This is a genomic window from Agromyces mediolanus, assembly GCF_014648575.1.
Lineage (GTDB): Bacteria > Actinomycetota > Actinomycetes > Actinomycetales > Microbacteriaceae > Agromyces > Agromyces mediolanus.
The window spans coordinates 846,705-861,439 of record NZ_BMRJ01000001.1 but is presented as its reverse complement, the minus strand read 5'-3'; the positions used below and the strand labels follow the sequence as shown (position 1 = coordinate 861,439).

The window sequence follows — 14,735 nt, the reverse complement described above, 5'->3', positions numbered from 1 at the left end:
GGCGGCACCCATCGGGTGCCGCCGCTTCGTACGGTGCGACTACTTGGCCGCGATCACCTGCAGGGTGATCGTCGCGGTCACGTCGTCGTGCAGACGGACGGAGACCTCGTGGTCGCCGACGGTCTTGATCGCGGTCGGGAACTCGACCTTGCGCTTGTCGATCTCGCCCAGGCCGGCAGCGGCCACGGCGTCGGCGACGGCCGAGGTCTTGACCGAGCCGAACAGGCGGCCGCCGAGGCCGGCCTTGACGGTCAGCTTGACCTTGCCGTCCTCGAGCTTCGCCTTGAGGGCCTGCGCGTCCTCGAGGGAGTGCAGCGCGCGAGCGGCACGGGCCGCCTTGATCTGGTCGACCTGCTTCTGGCCACCGCGGGTCCACGGGGTCGCGAAACCCTGCGGGACGAGGTAGTTGCGGGCGTAGCCGTTCTTGACCTCGACGACGTCGCCGGCGGCACCGAGCCCCGAGACCTCGTGCGTGAGGATTACCTTTGCCATTTTCGTGCTCCTTAGCGGCCGGAGCCCGAGTAGGGCAGGAGCGCCATCTCGCGCGCGTTCTTGACGGCGCGGGCGATGAGGCGCTGCTCCTGCACGGAGACACCGGTGATGCGACGGGCACGGATCTTGCCGCGCTCCGAGATGAACTTGCGAAGGGTCGCGACATCCTTGTAGTCGATGACGCCGACCTTGACGGACTTCGCGGGGGCGGCGTTCTTCGCGCCCTTCCGCGGCTTGCGGCGGTCGCCGCTGCTCTTTCCAGCCATGGATCTTTCCTGTCTGAGTGAATACGTTCTGTTGCGCCGGATGCCTCAGCTCGAGGCATCCGATCGCGGGCCCTGCTCCGGTGCGGAGCGCTCGGGCTTAGAAGGGCGTCTCGTCGCCGTAGCTCGTGCCCGGCGTGTTCCAGACGTCGCCGCCGCCCGCGCCGCCGCCGCTGTTGCCCGACTGGGCCGGAGCGGACGGGGCCCACGCGTCGTCGGACTGGCCGCCCCCGAAGGAGCCGCCTCCGCCGACGCCGCGGTTGGACTGCGCGCGGGTGACCTGGGCGGTCGCGTACCGGAGCGAGGGGCCGATCTCGTCGACCTCCAGCTCGATGGTGGTGCGCTTCTCGCCTTCCTTGGTCTCGTAGGAACGCTGCTTGAGACGCCCGGATGCGATGACCCGGGAACCCTTGGTGAGTGAACCGGCGACGTGCTCGGCGAATTCACGCCAGCAGCTCGCACGCAGGAACAGTGCTTCACCGTCCTTCCACTCGTTCGACTGACGGTCGTACGTGCGGGGGGTGGACGCGATGGTGAAGTTGGCAACCGCGAGTCCGTTCTGCGTGTAACGCAGCTCGGGGTCTGCAGTGAGGTTGCCCACCACGGTGATGACGGTCTCGCCGGCCATGAGGACTAGGCGTCCTTCTTGGCGGCAGCGGCGGCCTTCTTGGCGGCCTTGGCCTCCTGGGCCTTCGCGTACGCGGCGACCTGGGCGATGGCCTCTTCGGCGCGGAGCACCTTGGTGCGCATGACGGCCTCGCTGAGGTTCAGCTGGCGGTCGAGCTCCTTGGTGGTCGCGGGCTCAGCGGTGAAGTCGACGACGGCGTAGATGCCCTCGGCCTTCTTCTTGATCTCGTAGGCCAGCTTGCGACGTCCCCAGATGTCGACCTTGTCGACGGTGCCGCCATCGTTGCGGATGACGTTGAGGAACTTGTCGAGGCTGGGAGCAACGGTGCGCTCGTCGATCTCGGGATCGAGGATGACCATCAGCTCGTACTGGTGCATGACGTACCCACCTCCTTCGGACTCAGCGGCTCCCGAGCGTGTCTCGGGAGCAGGAGGGTGTTCATACTGTGCGTCGTGGAGGCCGCGAATGCGGCACACGGGCAACCTTCACAGTGTAACGGATGCCCCGCCCCCGCGCCATTTGCCCGGGTCCGCCGGGCTCAGCCCTCGCGGGCCGCCCACCAGGCGAGCAGGCGCTCGCGCGCGGCATCCTCGCCGATCGGCCCCTCGTCGAGCCGCAGCTCCAGCAGGAAGCGGTACGCCTCGCCGACCTCGCGGCCGGGGCGCATGCCGAGCGCAGCCATGATCTGCTCGCCGTCGAGCTCGGGGCGCACCGCGGCGAGCTCCTCCTGCTCGGCGAGCTCGGCGATGCGCTGCTCGAGGTCGTCGTACGCGAAGGCGAGCATGTCGGCCTTGCGCTTGTTCCGCGTCGTCACGTCCGCCCGGGAGAGGATGTGCAGGCGTTCGAGCTGCTCGGGCGTGCCTGCGTCGCGCACGTAGCGCCGCACCGCGGAATCGCTCCACGCCCCGTCGCTGTACCCGAAGAAGCGCAGGTGCAGCTCGATCAGCCGCGCGACCGCCGCGATCGTGTCGTTGTCGTAGCGCAGCTCCCGCAGCCGCTTCTTCGCGAGCTTCGCGCCGACGACGTCGTGGTGGTAGAAGCTGACCGCGCCGCCCGGCTCGAGCCGCCGTGTGGCGGGCTTGCCGATGTCGTGCAGGAGCGCCGCGAGGCGCACCACGAGGTCGGGGGAGTCGAGCCGCCCCCGAGCGCGCTCGTAGTCGATGGCCTGGTCGAGCACCTTCAGGCTGTGCTCGTAGACGTCCTTGTGCCGGTGGTGCTCGTCGCGTTCGAGGCGCAGCGCGGGCAGCTCGGGCAGCACGCGCTGCGCGAGGCCCGTGTCGACGAGGATGCGCAGTCCCGGCACCGGGTGATCGGCGAGCAGGAGTTTCGAGAGCTCCTCGCGCACCCGCTCGGCGGAGATGCGGTCGATCTCCGGCGCGAGCTCCTCGAGCGCGGCGAGCGTCGCGTCCTCCACCTCGAAGCCGAGCTGGGCGGCGAAGCGGGCCGCACGCATCATCCGCAGCGGGTCGTCGCCGAACGAGGTCTGGGGGGCGGAGGGCGTGCGCAGCACCCGCGCGAGCAGGTCCTCCACGCCGCCCGAGGGGTCGACGAGCTCGATCCTCGGCAGCCGCAGGGCCAGGGAGTTCGCCGTGAAGTCGCGTCGTACGAGGTCGCCCTCGAGCGAATCGCCGAAGACCACCTCCGGCTTGCGCGACTGCCCGTCGTAGCTGTCGGCGCGGTACGTGGTGATCTCGACCGTCTCACCGGCGATGCGGGCGCCGATGGTGCCGAAGTCCCGGCCGATGTCCCAGTGGGCGTCGGCGATCGGCTTCACGATCTCCAGGATCCGCTCGGGCGTCGCGTCCGTCGTGAAGTCGAGGTCGTGCACCGGCCGGCCGAGGAAGGCGTCGCGCACCGGTCCGCCGACGAGGGCGAGCTCGTGCCCCGCACGCTCGAACGCGGCGGAGAGGGTCGACACGGTCGTCGACGCGGCCAGCTCGCCGAGTCGATCGAGGGCCTCGGCCACGCTCTGCATGCCGACCATCGTACGCAACACGGGTGCCGCGGTGGCCGGAGGCGGATGCCGCGAGCGCCCGCTGCGGCCCACGATCCACCCGGCGTCACACCGTAGAATCGCGTGCATGGTGGCCGAGTCGAACCCTGCGCGTCGACTCCGCCGACTCTTCGACCGGGCCACGGCGACGCCCCGTCGCCGGGTCGCCGCCGCCGGGGTCATCGGCCTCGTCGCCCTGGGATCGCTCGGCGCCGCCGTCCCGATCGCCGCGGCCGTCCAGGCCGCGCCGCCGGCGGAGCTCGCAGCGGACTCGGTCGAACGCGCCACCGAACCGCTCGCCGCCGTGGCGAGCGACGCCGGCACCGTCTCCCTGCACCTCGCCCCGACCGGCGCGTTCGTGCTCGATCCGACCGCCGCGACGACGATCGGCGTGGAGATCGTCAACGGCTCCACCGAACTGCTCAGCCAGGGCGTCGTGCGGCTCAGCGTCGCCGACGACGCCCCCGACGATGCCGCCGCCCTCGACGCCTGGCTCGGCGACGCCGCCAGGACCGCGAGCGCGGTGGGCGAGTCGCAGGCGCCCGGCCTCGTCAGCGGCGGCACCACGCAAGTCCTCGTCAGCATCCCGGCCGGAAGGCTCGACGGCGCGGCGGCCGTGACCGGCCTGCGCGCGGAGCTCCTCGTCGACGGCGTCGTGGTGGCGACGAACGACGCGGCGTTCCCCTCCCCGCACGCCGCGTCGGCGGGCGCGCCGCGCCTCGCACTCGCGTATCCCCTGACCGTTCCCGACGACACGGCCGGACTCATCGACGCCGAGCAGCTCGAGGCGTGGACCGCGCCCGACGGCCTGCTCACCCGCCAGCTCGACGCCGTCGCCGACCGCTCGGTCGCGATCGGCGTCGACCCGCGCATCATCGCCTCGGTGCGGGTGCTCGGCTCCCGCGCGCCGGAGTCGGCGACCGCCTGGCTCGAGCGGCTGGGCACGGTCGGCAATGTCGTGTTCCCCCTCGCCTACGCCGACGCCGATCTGGCCGTGCAGTCTCAGCTCGGACTCCCCGGCCCGCTGAAGCCGGAGTCCTTCGCCGACGTGCTCGACGCGGCCGACTTCCTGAACGGGATGCCGGGGGTTCCGGCCACCCCGCCGACGCAGGAGCCCGTGACCGGGCCGGCGAGCCTCGACGGCCGCGCGCTGACGCAGGGGTCGACGCCGACGCCGACGCCGACCGCGACCCCGGGTGATGTCGACGGCGACGGCACCGTCGACGAAGTACCGACCACCGAGCAGCTGCTGTCCTGGCCGTACACCCGCGCCGACATCGCCTGGCCCGCGGACGACACCGTCGCGGCGGGCGATCTGGCGTGGCTGGCGGCGGGCGGGCTCACCACGAGCCTGCTCTCGCCGGGCAATGTCGAGCCCCCCGCGCCCGCGGTCGACGAGGAGGACGACGAGGAGTCGACCCCGGTCTCGACCGCGCCCGGCAACGCGGCGAGCTCGATCGACGGCGGCACGGCGGTCGTCGCGGATGCCCGCCTGACCGCGGCGCTGCGTGCCGCGGCCTCCGCGACGAGCGACGCGGAGTGGCGCGAGGCGATGGGTCGCCTGTCGGCCGAGCTCGCCGGCTACGCGGCGGAGGATGCCTCGGCGAGCTCGCTGCTCGCGAGCTTCGCACGCGCGGGCGGCAGCGCCGCGGACCGGGTCGAGGCGACCCTGGAGGCGCTCGCGACGCTCCCCTGGGCGCAAGCGGCCAGCCTGTCCGACGCCATCGGGGCCCCGCCGGTCGCGCGAACGCTGGCGAGCTCGCCCGAAGCCGAGGAGCGCCGGGCGACCGTGCAGCGGCTCATCGACTCGGAGGCGCAGACGGTCTCGTTCGCGACGGCGCTCATCGAGCCGTCGCAGCTCGCCGACCCCACTCGCCGCGACCTCCTCGCGCTCCTCGACGCCGGCTGGATCAGCACCCCGACCGACTGGCAGTCGGCCGCGAACGAGTGGCTCACGACGCAGGTGCAGACCCGCGCGGGCATCTCGGTCGTCCCCTCGAGCACGATCAACGTCATCTCCCGGGAGTCCGGCGTCCCCGCCACCATCGAGAACACGCTGCCGTACGCGGTGACGCTCGAGGTGGATGTCGCCCCCTCCAACGGCCGCCTGATCGTCGAGGGCCGCCAGACGGTGACGGTCGAGCCGGAATCGCGGGCCAGCGTGGTGGTGCCGGTCGCCGCCGGCGTCGGCAGCGGCGACGTGCTGCTCACCGTCTCCCTCTACTCGACCGAGGGCGTCGAGATCGGTTCGCCCACCTATCTGTCCGCCAATGTGCAGGCGGACTGGGAGGGCGTCGGCGCCGCGGTACTCGCCACGATCGTCGTGCTGTTCTTCGGCATCGGCATCTGGCGGAACGTCCACCGACGCCGCAAGGCCCGCGCCGCCGAGGCATCCGCTCCGTCCGATGCCGCCCCCGCCGAGGCATCCGCTCCGGCCGCCGAAGCCGGCCGCGCCGCAGATGCCGCCCCCGAAGCCGACGCCCCGGCGCAGAAGGACGAGGACCCGCGCGATGAGTGACGACCGCATCGGCCGCGCGAGCCTCTTCCTCGCCTCCGGCACGGTGGTGTCGCGGATCCTCGGGTTCGTGAAGGCCGCGGTGCTCGTGAGCGCGATCGGCATCACCGGCGCGAGCGCCGACGCCTTCGCGGTCGCGAACCAGCTGCCGAACACCGTCTACGTCGTCGTCGCGGGCGGTGTGCTGAGCGCGGTGCTCGTGCCGCAGATCGTGCGTGCCGGGCTGCACGCCGACGGCGGCCGCGCCTACATCAACCGACTGCTCACGCTCGCGCTCGTCATCCTCGTCGGCATCACCCTGCTCGCCACGCTCGCGGCGCCGCTGCTCGCCTGGCTGTACGGCATCAAGCTCGACCAGTCGACGCGCGACCTCGCGACGCTGTTCGCGTACTGGTGCCTGCCGCAGATCTTCTTCTACGGGCTGTACACCCTGCTCGGCGAGGTGTTGAACGCCCGCCGGAGCTTCGGCCCCTTCACCTGGGTGCCCGTGCTCAACAACCTCGTCGCCATCGCCGGCCTGGTGGTCTTCATGGCGGTGTGGGGCAGCGACCCCGACGGCCTCCGCGACGCGAGCAGCTGGGACCCGGCGATGATCGCCGTGCTCGCGGGCTCGGCGTCGCTCGGCATCGCGGTGCAGGCCGTGGTGCTGTTCTGGTTCTGGCGGCGGATCGGGCTGCGCTATCGGCCCGACTTCCGCTGGCGCGGCGTCGGTCTCGGCGACGCGGGACGGATGGCGAGCTGGACGTTCGGCATGCTCCTGCTCACGACCTTCGCGGGGCTCGTCGAGACGAACGTCGTCGGCGAGGCGTCCGGCCAGGGGTCCGCTTCGGTGGCCGCGCTCGGCAACGCCTGGCTGCTGTTCATGCTGCCGCACTCCGTGATCACCGTCTCGATCGCCACCGCCTACTTCACCCGGATGAGCGAGCACGCCTCGCTCGGGGACACCGACCGGGTCCGGGCCGACTTCTCGAGCGCGACGCGCGGCGTCGGCCTCATCATCGTGCTCGCCTCGATCGTGCTCGTGATGTGCAGCTACCCGTTCGCCACCGCGTTCGTCAGCGGCGCGTCGTTCGACACGAAGCTCGTCTTCGGCAACGTGGTCGTCGCCTACATGGTGGGGCTGCTGCCGTTCAGCATGCTCTTCATCGTGCAGCGCACGTTCTACGCGCTCGGCGACACGAAGACCCCCTTCTTCTTCACCCTCTTCCAGGTCGTGCTCTTCTCGGGCGGCGCGCTGCTCCTTCTGAACGTGCTCCCCGAGTTCATCGCGATCGGCATCGCCCTGCTCACCTCGCTCGCCTGCGTGGCGCAGGTCACCCTCGCAGCGATCCTGCTGCGCCGCCGCCTTGGCGGCATCGACGGCTGGCACATCACCTCGAGCTTCGTGCGGTACGCGATCGGCGCGGTGCCCGCCGTCATCGTCGGCTTCGTCACCCTCGTGCTGCTCGGCGGCATCTCCGAGGACGGCTTCGCGATGTCCGGCCTCGTCCCCGCGGTGCTCTCGATGGCCGTCATCGGCGTGGTCATGTCGCTCGCCTACCTCGGCACGCTCTGGCTCATCCGCACCCCGGAGCTGCGCGGCTTCGCGGAGCCGGTGCTCCGCCGCCTCCGCCGAGGCTGAGCACCCGCTGCATCCGCCGCTCGTCGCCTCGTCGCGCGGAATACCCGCCGCCTAGACTGTGTTGACCACGTCGTGACATCCGATTCCGTCGGATGCCGCTTTCACCGACAGCACTCGAGGGAGCGCCCCTTGCGCGACATCATCATCATCGGGTCCGGCCCGGCCGGGTTCACCGCCGCCATCTACGCCGCGCGCGCCGAGCTCAAACCGCTGCTCATCGCGAGCTCCGTCGAAATCGGCGGCGAGCTCATGAACACGACCGAGGTCGAGAACTTCCCCGGCTTCCCCGAGGCCGTCATGGGGCCCGACCTCATGACCAAGATGCAGGAGCAGGCCGAGAAGTTCGGCACCGAGATCGTCTACGACGATGTCGTGGAGCTCGAGCTCGACGGCCCGGTCAAGCGCGTGAAGCTCGGCAACGGCGGGGTCGAAGAGGCGCGCGCCATCGTCTACGCGACGGGCTCGGCCTACCGCAAGCTCGGGCTGCCCGAGGAGGCGACCCTGTCGGGTCACGGTCTCTCGTGGTGCGCGACGTGCGACGGCTTCTTCTTCCGCCAGAAGACCATCGCGGTCGTCGGCGGCGGCGACTCGGCGATGGAGGAGGCGACCTTCCTCACCCGCTTCGCCGACAAGGTCTACGTGATCCACCGTCGCGACTCGCTCAAGGCCTCGAAGATCATGCAGCAGCGCGCCTTCGACAACGAGAAGATCGAGTTCATCTGGAACGCCGAGATCGCGGCCATCCACGGCACCGAGGCGGTCTCGGGCGTGAGCCTGCGCGACACGGTCACCGGCGAGCTCCGCGCGCTCGACCTCGACGGGCTCTTCGTCGCGATCGGCAACGACCCGCGCACGCACCTCGTGCACGGCAAGCTCGAGCTGACCGCCGAGGGCACGATCGCCGTCGACGGACGCTCCTCGCGCACCTCGGTGCCGGGCGTCTTCGCCGCCGGCGACGTCATCGACCCGCACTACCGTCAGGCCGTCACGGCCGCCGGCTCGGGCACCGTCGCGGCGCTCGACGCCGAGCACTACCTCGCGGCGCTCGACGATGCGGCGGGCGAGCCCGCCCAGGCGGCGCAGTTGGCCGCCGTCGCCGAGTAGCGACACCGGTTCATCCGGTTTCCGCGGTTTTCGCGGATTCACCAGGAGTTTCACCGAAGGAGAGAATGCAATGTCCGCACGTGCAGTGACCGAGGCCACCTTCCAGGCCGAGGTGCTCGAGAACGACAAGCCCGTCATCGTCGACTTCTGGGCCGAATGGTGCGGCCCGTGCCGCGCGGTCAGCCCGATCCTCGACCAGATCGCGACCGAGCACGCAGACAAGATCGACATCGTCAAGCTCAACGTCGACGAGAACCCGCAGCTCGCCATGAAGTACCAGATCACCGCCATCCCGGCGTTCAAGGTCTTCAAGCAGGGCGAGGTCGTGCAGAGCTTCGTCGGCGCCAAGCCCAAGCCGGCCCTCGAGGCCGACCTCGCCGCCTACATCCAGTAGCCGGCATCCTCGAACGACCCAAGGACCCGCCCGGCACCCGCCGGGCGGGTCCTTCGCGTTCCCCCCGATGACCGCGTCACGCGGTCTTCGAGGCCACTCACCGATGACTAGCATGAGAACCCTGAACAGAACGGATGGCACGTGAGCACTGACGGCGTCCCCGAGCGGACTGGCAACAACCTCGACCCCTGGTATGCGAACTACGCCGAGCGAGCCGCCGGCTTCGCCGCCTCCGAGGTTCGAGCTCTGTTCGCCGTCGCGTCGCGGCCCGAGGTGGTCTCGCTCGCCGGCGGCATGCCGTTCGTCTCGGCCCTCCCGCAGGACCTCATCACCTCGTCGATGGACCGGGTCATGCGCGAGCAGGGCCCGACCGCGCTGCAGTACGGCGGGGGAGCGGGCATTCCGGCGCTTCGCGAGCACATCCTCGACGTCATGTCGCTGGAGGGCATCCGCGGCGCCTCGGTCGACGATGTCGTGACCTCGACCGGCTCGCAGCAGGCGCTCGACTTCGTCGCGAAGCTCTTCCTCGATCCGGGCGACGTCGTGCTCGCCGAAGCGCCCTCCTATGTCGGCGCGCTCGGGGTCTTCCGCTCGTACCAGGCCTCGGTCGTGCATGTCGCGACCGACGACGACGGCCTCATCCCCGAGGCGCTGCGCGAGACGATCGGCTTCCTGCGCAGCCAGGGCCGGCGGATCAAGTTCCTCTACACGATCCCGAACTTCCACAACCCGGCCGGCGTCACGCTCTCGGCCGAGCGCCGCCCCGAGATCCTCGAGATCTGCCGGCAGAACGAGATCCTCGTGCTCGAGGACAACCCGTACGGGCTGCTGCACTTCGGCGAGCCCGCGCCCAACGCCCTGCGCTCGATGGACCCCGAGGGCGTCATCTACCTCGGCTCCTTCTCGAAGACGCTGGCCCCCGGGTTCCGCGTCGGCTGGGCGCTCGCTCCGCACGCGATCCGCGAGAAGCTCATCCTCGCGGCCGAGTCGGCGGTGCTCTCGCCGTCGTCCTTCAGTCAGCTCGTCGTCGCGGAGTACCTGTCCACGGCCGATTGGCGCGGGCAGATCGACACCTTCCGCGGCGTCTACCGCGAACGCAAGGACGCGATGATCGAGGCGCTGGGGGAGTACCTGCCGCAGCTGCGCTGGACCAACCCGAACGGCGGCTTCTACGTCTGGGTCACCATGCCCGACGTGCTCGACTCGAAGCAGATGCTGCCTCGGGCCGTGCGAGAACTCGTGGCGTACACCCCGGGCACGGCGTTCTTCGCGGACGGCCGAGGCCGGCACGCGATGCGCCTGTCCTACTGCTATCCGACGCCCGAGGCGATCCGGCTCGGCATCCGCCGCCTCGCGACCGTCATCAACGGCGAGCTCGATCTACTCGATACCTTCGCCGGCACCGGCACGCTGCAACTCCCCGCGAAGCCGGGGATCGAGTCGGCCCCGCCGAGCGACCTCAAGTAGCCCGTAACCCTGTCATCCGGTTGCATGGCGGCCGACGCAAGCGAACAGTCAGATCCGAACGGAGAAACCCCAGATCATGAGCGAATCCGGAGCCCTCACCGTGGTCGTCCTCGCCGGCGGCATCTCCCATGAGCGCGATGTCTCGCTGCGCTCGGGCCGACGAGTCGCCGACGCGTTGACGGCCGCGGGCCACCGTGTGGTCCTGCGTGACCCGGATGCCTCGCTGCTCCCGTATCTCGCGGAGCACCGCCCCGACGCCGTGTTCCCGGCGCTGCACGGGTCGAGCGGGGAGGATGGCGCGCTCCTCGAGCTGCTGTCGGCGCTCGGCATCCCGACCGTCGGTTCCACGGCGGAGGCCGCCCGACTCGCCTGGTCGAAGCCGGCCGCGAGTTCGATCGTGCAGGCCGCCGGCCTGCCGGTGCCCGAGTCGATCGTGCTCTCGCACGAGTCCTTCCGTGAGCTCGGTGCGGCGAGCGTGCTCGAGGTCATCCGGCGGGCTCTGCCCGGCGAGCTCGTCGTGAAGCCCGCCTCGGGCGGATCGGCGCAGGGCGTGACGGTCGTCACCGATCCCGACGCACTGCCGCGGGCCATGGTCGAGGCGTTCACCTACGCGGACGTGGCGATCGTCGAGCGGCGGGTCGTCGGCACCGAGCTCGCGGTCTCGATCGTCGACACGGGGGACGGCCCCCGTGCGCTGCCGCCGGTGGAGATCGTGCCGACGGCGGGCGTCTACAGCTTCGATGCGCGGTACAACGCGGGGGAGACCACCTTCTACGTTCCGGCTCGGCTCTCGCCGGAGGTGCTGGGCGAGGTCGAGGCAGTCGCGATCCGCGCGCACCTCGAGCTCGGGCTGCGGGATGTCTCCCGCGTCGACCTGATCGTGGATGCCTCGGGCACGCCCTGGTTCCTCGAGGCGAATGTGCTGCCGGGCCTCACCGAGACGTCGCTCCTCCCGCTCGCCGCCGAGGCGGCGGGGATCGAGACGTCGGAACTGTACTCGGAGCTCGTGCGCGCGGCGATCACGCGCGGCTGAGCTTCGGGGCGGGGCCGGCGGCTCCGTCTCGGTCTCGGCGGCTCGGTCTCGGCGGCCCGGCTCGACGGCCCGGCTCGACGGCCCGGCGTCGACCGCTCAGTGTCGCCCGCCCGGTCGCGACTGCGGGGGCTCGACCGCTCGGTCTTCGCTGACGCAAAACGGCCCGGTTCCGCTTCCGGAACCGGGCCGTTTCAGTTCGTCAGGAGCGATTCTGCGCTCAGAATCAGCCGAGCGAGACCCGCGTTTCTGAGCCGCTCGATTTCAGACGCCTTCGAGCTCCTCGCCGAGATCGGTGAGAATCCTGCGCAGGTCCTGGACTGTCGCAAAATCGATGCTGATCTGGCCCTTTCGCGCCCCGAGAGCGATCTTGACCCGCGTGTTGAGGCGGTCACCGAGCCGCACGGCGAGGTCGTCGAGGAACTCTTGGCGCTTACCGGCGGCGGGCTTCACCCGATTCGGCTTCGGCGCCGACGCGGCGATCGCTTCCGCCTGCCGCACCGAAAGGTCTTCGTTGACGATCTTGTCGGCGAGCTTCTGCATCGACTCGGCGTCGGGCATCGCGAGAATCGCGCGAGCGTGGCCGGCGCTCAGCACCCCAGCCGCGACACGGAGCTGCACCGCTTCCGGCAGCTTCAGGAGGCGAAGGGTGTTCGAGATCTGTGGCCGCGACCGGCCGATGCGGCTCGCGAGCTCCTCCTGCGTGATCGAGAAGTCAGCGAGGAGCTGCTGGTACGCCGACGCCTCTTCGAGCGGATTCAGCTGCGAGCGGTGCAGGTTCTCGAGCAGCGCGTCGCGAAGCATCGCGTCGTCAGCGGTGTCCTTAACCACGGCGGGGATGGTGTCGAGACCGGCCGCCCTGGTGGCGCGCAGTCGACGTTCTCCCATGACGAGCTCGTACTTGCCCGCCTCGCTCGGGTGAGGACGCACCACGATGGGCTGCAGCACCCCGAACTCGCGGATGCTGTGCACGAGTTCTGCGAGGTCTTCAGGGTCGAAGACGCTGCGCGGCTGATTCGCGTTCGGGACGATCGTGCTGGGGTCGAGCCGAGCGAGCCGGGCACCCGGCACCGTGAGCAGTCCCTCGGCGGAGGCGGCTTGCTCGACCGCCGCGACAGCAGTTGCGGTCGCGGTCTCGGAGGAGTCGGGGAAGAAGACATCGACCGGACGATTCGCCTTCGGGCTGTCATCGCCGGTGGGAATCAGGGCGCCGATTCCTCGGCCGAGACCCGTACGCTTGCTGGCCATCAGTGTTGCTCCTTGCTCGGCTCGCCGTTCTTGGCGGCACCCCGCTTCGCGATCTCCGCCGCGGCCTCCCGATAGGAGAGCGAACCGGTCGACCCGAAGTCGTAGCTGATCACGCTCTGGCCGTAGCTCGGGGCTTCGGAGACGCGGACCGATCGGGGGATGATCGTCTGCAGAGTCTGGGTGGGGAAGTGGTTGCGCACCTCCTGTGCGACCTGCTGCGCCAAGTTGGTGCGGGAGTCGTACATGGTGAGCAGGATGGTGGAGAGTCGGAGCTCCGGGTTCAGGTGCTTTTCGATGAGCTCGATGTTGCTCAGCAGCTGAGACAGGCCCTCCAGCGCGTAGTACTCGCACTGGATCGGGATCAGCACTTCGCGCGCGGCGACGAACGCGTTGATGGTGAGAAGCCCGAGCGACGGCGGGCAGTCGATGAAGACGTAGTCGTACGGCCGCTCCATCGAGGCGAGGTGGGTGTCGAGCGCGCGGCGCAGACGCTGTTCGCGTGCGACGAGCGAAACGAGCTCGATCTCGGCGCCGGCAAGGTGGATCGTCGCCGGGACGCAGTCGAGCATTTCGTGCTCGGTCGACGGGCGGATGACTTCACCGAGCGCGAGATCCGACACCAGCACTTCGTAGACGCTTCGTTCCTCGGAACGGTGGTCCACACCGAGCGCGGTCGAAGCGTTGCCCTGCGGGTCCAGGTCGATCACGAGCACTTTCGCGCCGGACCGCGCGAGCGCTGCGGCAAGGTTGACGGCAGTCGTCGTCTTGCCGACGCCGCCCTTCTGATTCGAGATCGTGAGCACCCGGGTCTTCGGGGGGAGGGGGAGTACCGCCTCTTCGAGTGCGATCCGACGGCGGGTTTCGTCGGCCAATGCGTCAGCCAGGGGAGTTCCTCCAGGGATGATCGACGTTTCACGTGAAACATCAGGCGTGGTGATGAGGTCTGCGGTCGGCTCCTCGGCAGAGTCGGGGGCCAACGGTGAGGCCTGGACCGCATCCACGACGCCGTGCTCCGCGCCAACTGAGCCTCCGGGCGCCGCTGGGACAGACGGGCTCGCACTCTGCGGCGCCTCGGGAACCGGTGCCGGCCCCAGACTGCGGTCGAGCGCTCCCGATATCGCGATGCGAAGCTGTTCCGTGTTCGTGGATGGCGGGTGCGGCGCGCTGCTGTCCGCGTCGATCTCGCCGAGGCCGTCGGCGTGCTCAGGGGCCTCGGGACGCGCAGACGTCTCGCTGCCGACGGCAGGAGGCTCAGCGGGGTGAGATGCAGCCACGGCCGGGGGAGTGGAGTTGGTGGGGGGGTCGTCAGCTACCGCGTCACTCACGCGTGCGGCAGCGGCGCTGCGGGCGGGCGGGTGAACATCGTCGTCGACACGCGATCCGCCAGTCGGCGACCCCGCGCTCAACTCTGCGGAACGTGGCTGCAGGGACTCGACGGTGTCGACTGCGGCATCTCCCACGATCTCGCGGATGATCTCTTCCAGGAGCGGATCAGCCGAGTGCCCGGTCTGAGAGGCGCTCGGTGCGACCGCCGTGTCATCGGCCAGTGCGGCTGCGGTCGCTGCATCCCAGTCGACGCGGGCGGGGTGGGTAGGGGCATCCGTGGTGCCTTCACTCACTGGCAGCCGCGTCTCGTCAGGTACGTGCATCGCGGAGGTTGCTCCAACGGAGTGCGTCCCACCCGGCTCTGGCTCATTGTCGGTGGTCGCCGTCGGGACGCTCGGCGCATCACGATCGTCCGCGGAACTGGCCGCTCGGTCGCCACTGAGCTGATCGGAATCGAGACCCGCTTCATGCACCTCATCGGCGTGGGTGCGGCGGCGGAACCACCCTCGACCCCCGCTCTGTGCCATGTGATGAGACTCCCGAAACCTCGAACCGAAATGCCATGCAGTTGCGCGAGAGACATCTCGCGAGTGGCCTCCACAAGCCTAACCGTCAGCACCAGCAGCAGCTACGCGGAGGTGACGATTCTGTGGG

At 70.2% G+C, this 14,735-nt stretch carries 13 protein-coding genes; 6 read left to right on the top strand and 7 right to left on the bottom strand.

Going from position 1 to position 14,735, the window contains the following annotated elements; all coding sequences use genetic code 11:
- Window positions 1–39: 39 nt before the first annotated feature.
- From rplI to IEY71_RS04030, 5 genes are all read right to left on the bottom strand, one after another.
- On the bottom strand, window positions 40–492 hold the full coding sequence (rplI, locus tag IEY71_RS04050) for a 50S ribosomal protein L9 (protein ID WP_189083989.1): 453 nt from the start codon (window positions 490–492) through the stop codon (window positions 40–42).
- 11 nt (window positions 493–503) lie between these two features.
- Entirely contained in the window at window positions 504–758 is a 255-nt protein-coding gene (gene rpsR, locus IEY71_RS04045; RefSeq protein ID WP_189083988.1) for a 30S ribosomal protein S18, read from the bottom strand.
- A gap of 97 nt (window positions 759–855) precedes the next feature.
- A complete protein-coding gene (locus IEY71_RS04040) occupies window positions 856–1,383 on the bottom strand; it encodes a single-stranded DNA-binding protein (protein WP_189083987.1) in 528 nt (175 codons plus the stop codon).
- A 5-nt stretch (window positions 1,384–1,388) separates the two neighbouring features.
- Window positions 1,389–1,760 (bottom strand): 30S ribosomal protein S6, encoded by a 372-nt coding sequence (rpsF, locus tag IEY71_RS04035; protein WP_189083986.1) that lies wholly within the window; start codon window positions 1,758–1,760, stop codon window positions 1,389–1,391.
- A 161-nt stretch (window positions 1,761–1,921) separates the two neighbouring features.
- Window positions 1,922–3,358 (bottom strand): CCA tRNA nucleotidyltransferase, encoded by a 1,437-nt coding sequence (locus IEY71_RS04030; RefSeq protein ID WP_189083985.1) that lies wholly within the window; start codon window positions 3,356–3,358, stop codon window positions 1,922–1,924.
- A 106-nt stretch (window positions 3,359–3,464) separates the two neighbouring features.
- Between IEY71_RS04030 and IEY71_RS04025 the strand changes: the two genes are divergently transcribed.
- From IEY71_RS04025 to IEY71_RS04000, 6 genes are all read left to right on the top strand, one after another.
- Window positions 3,465–5,894, top strand: a complete 2,430-nt coding sequence (locus IEY71_RS04025; RefSeq protein ID WP_189083984.1) for a DUF6049 family protein — start codon at window positions 3,465–3,467, stop codon at window positions 5,892–5,894.
- A complete protein-coding gene (gene murJ, locus IEY71_RS04020; protein ID WP_189083983.1) occupies window positions 5,887–7,512 on the top strand; it encodes a murein biosynthesis integral membrane protein MurJ in 1,626 nt (541 codons plus the stop codon). Before IEY71_RS04025 ends, murJ begins: the two co-directional genes overlap by 8 nt.
- A 129-nt stretch (window positions 7,513–7,641) precedes the next feature.
- Window positions 7,642–8,616: a thioredoxin-disulfide reductase gene (gene trxB, locus IEY71_RS04015; protein WP_189083982.1), complete on the top strand. Its 975-nt coding sequence runs from the start codon at window positions 7,642–7,644 to the stop codon at window positions 8,614–8,616.
- A gap of 70 nt (window positions 8,617–8,686) precedes the next feature.
- Entirely contained in the window at window positions 8,687–9,010 is a 324-nt protein-coding gene (gene trxA, locus IEY71_RS04010) for a thioredoxin (protein WP_189083981.1), read from the top strand.
- A 141-nt stretch (window positions 9,011–9,151) separates the two neighbouring features.
- Entirely contained in the window at window positions 9,152–10,477 is a 1,326-nt protein-coding gene (locus IEY71_RS04005; RefSeq protein WP_189083980.1) for an aminotransferase-like domain-containing protein, read from the top strand.
- Window positions 10,478–10,553: 76 nt separating this feature from the next.
- Window positions 10,554–11,510 carry a D-alanine--D-alanine ligase family protein gene (locus IEY71_RS04000; protein ID WP_189083979.1) on the top strand — a complete coding sequence of 319 codons (957 nt, stop codon included), beginning with the start codon at window positions 10,554–10,556 and terminating at the stop codon, window positions 11,508–11,510.
- A gap of 261 nt (window positions 11,511–11,771) precedes the next feature.
- Here IEY71_RS04000 and IEY71_RS03995 read toward each other — a convergent pair whose 3' ends face one another.
- A complete protein-coding gene (locus IEY71_RS03995) occupies window positions 11,772–12,755 on the bottom strand; it encodes a ParB/RepB/Spo0J family partition protein (protein WP_189083978.1) in 984 nt (327 codons plus the stop codon).
- The gene (locus IEY71_RS18315) at window positions 12,755–13,693 is read right to left on the bottom strand and encodes a ParA family protein (RefSeq protein ID WP_271202658.1); all 939 of its coding nucleotides are present in this window, start codon (window positions 13,691–13,693) and stop codon (window positions 12,755–12,757) included. The genes IEY71_RS03995 and IEY71_RS18315 overlap by 1 nt, the downstream gene beginning before the upstream one ends.
- Window positions 13,694–14,735 lie beyond the last annotated feature (1,042 nt).

What these genes read in the sequence shown, in the direction of transcription:
- rpsR (WP_189083988.1), bottom strand. Translation starts at nt 758, where the DNA reads ATGGCTGGAAAGAGCAGCGGCGACCGCCGCAAGCCGCGGAAGGGCGCG.
- murJ (WP_189083983.1), top strand. Translation starts at nt 5,887, where the DNA reads ATGAGTGACGACCGCATCGGCCGCGCGAGCCTCTTCCTCGCCTCCGGC.
- trxA (WP_189083981.1), top strand. Translation starts at nt 8,687, where the DNA reads ATGTCCGCACGTGCAGTGACCGAGGCCACCTTCCAGGCCGAGGTGCTC.
- IEY71_RS03995 (WP_189083978.1), bottom strand. Translation starts at nt 12,755, where the DNA reads ATGGCCAGCAAGCGTACGGGTCTCGGCCGAGGAATCGGCGCCCTGATT.
- rplI (WP_189083989.1), bottom strand. Translation starts at nt 492, where the DNA reads ATGGCAAAGGTAATCCTCACGCACGAGGTCTCGGGGCTCGGTGCCGCC.
- IEY71_RS04030 (WP_189083985.1), bottom strand. Translation starts at nt 3,358, where the DNA reads ATGCAGAGCGTGGCCGAGGCCCTCGATCGACTCGGCGAGCTGGCCGCG.
- rpsF (WP_189083986.1), bottom strand. Translation starts at nt 1,760, where the DNA reads ATGCACCAGTACGAGCTGATGGTCATCCTCGATCCCGAGATCGACGAG.
- IEY71_RS04000 (WP_189083979.1), top strand. Translation starts at nt 10,554, where the DNA reads ATGAGCGAATCCGGAGCCCTCACCGTGGTCGTCCTCGCCGGCGGCATC.
- IEY71_RS04025 (WP_189083984.1), top strand. Translation starts at nt 3,465, where the DNA reads ATGGTGGCCGAGTCGAACCCTGCGCGTCGACTCCGCCGACTCTTCGAC.
- IEY71_RS04040 (WP_189083987.1), bottom strand. Translation starts at nt 1,383, where the DNA reads ATGGCCGGCGAGACCGTCATCACCGTGGTGGGCAACCTCACTGCAGAC.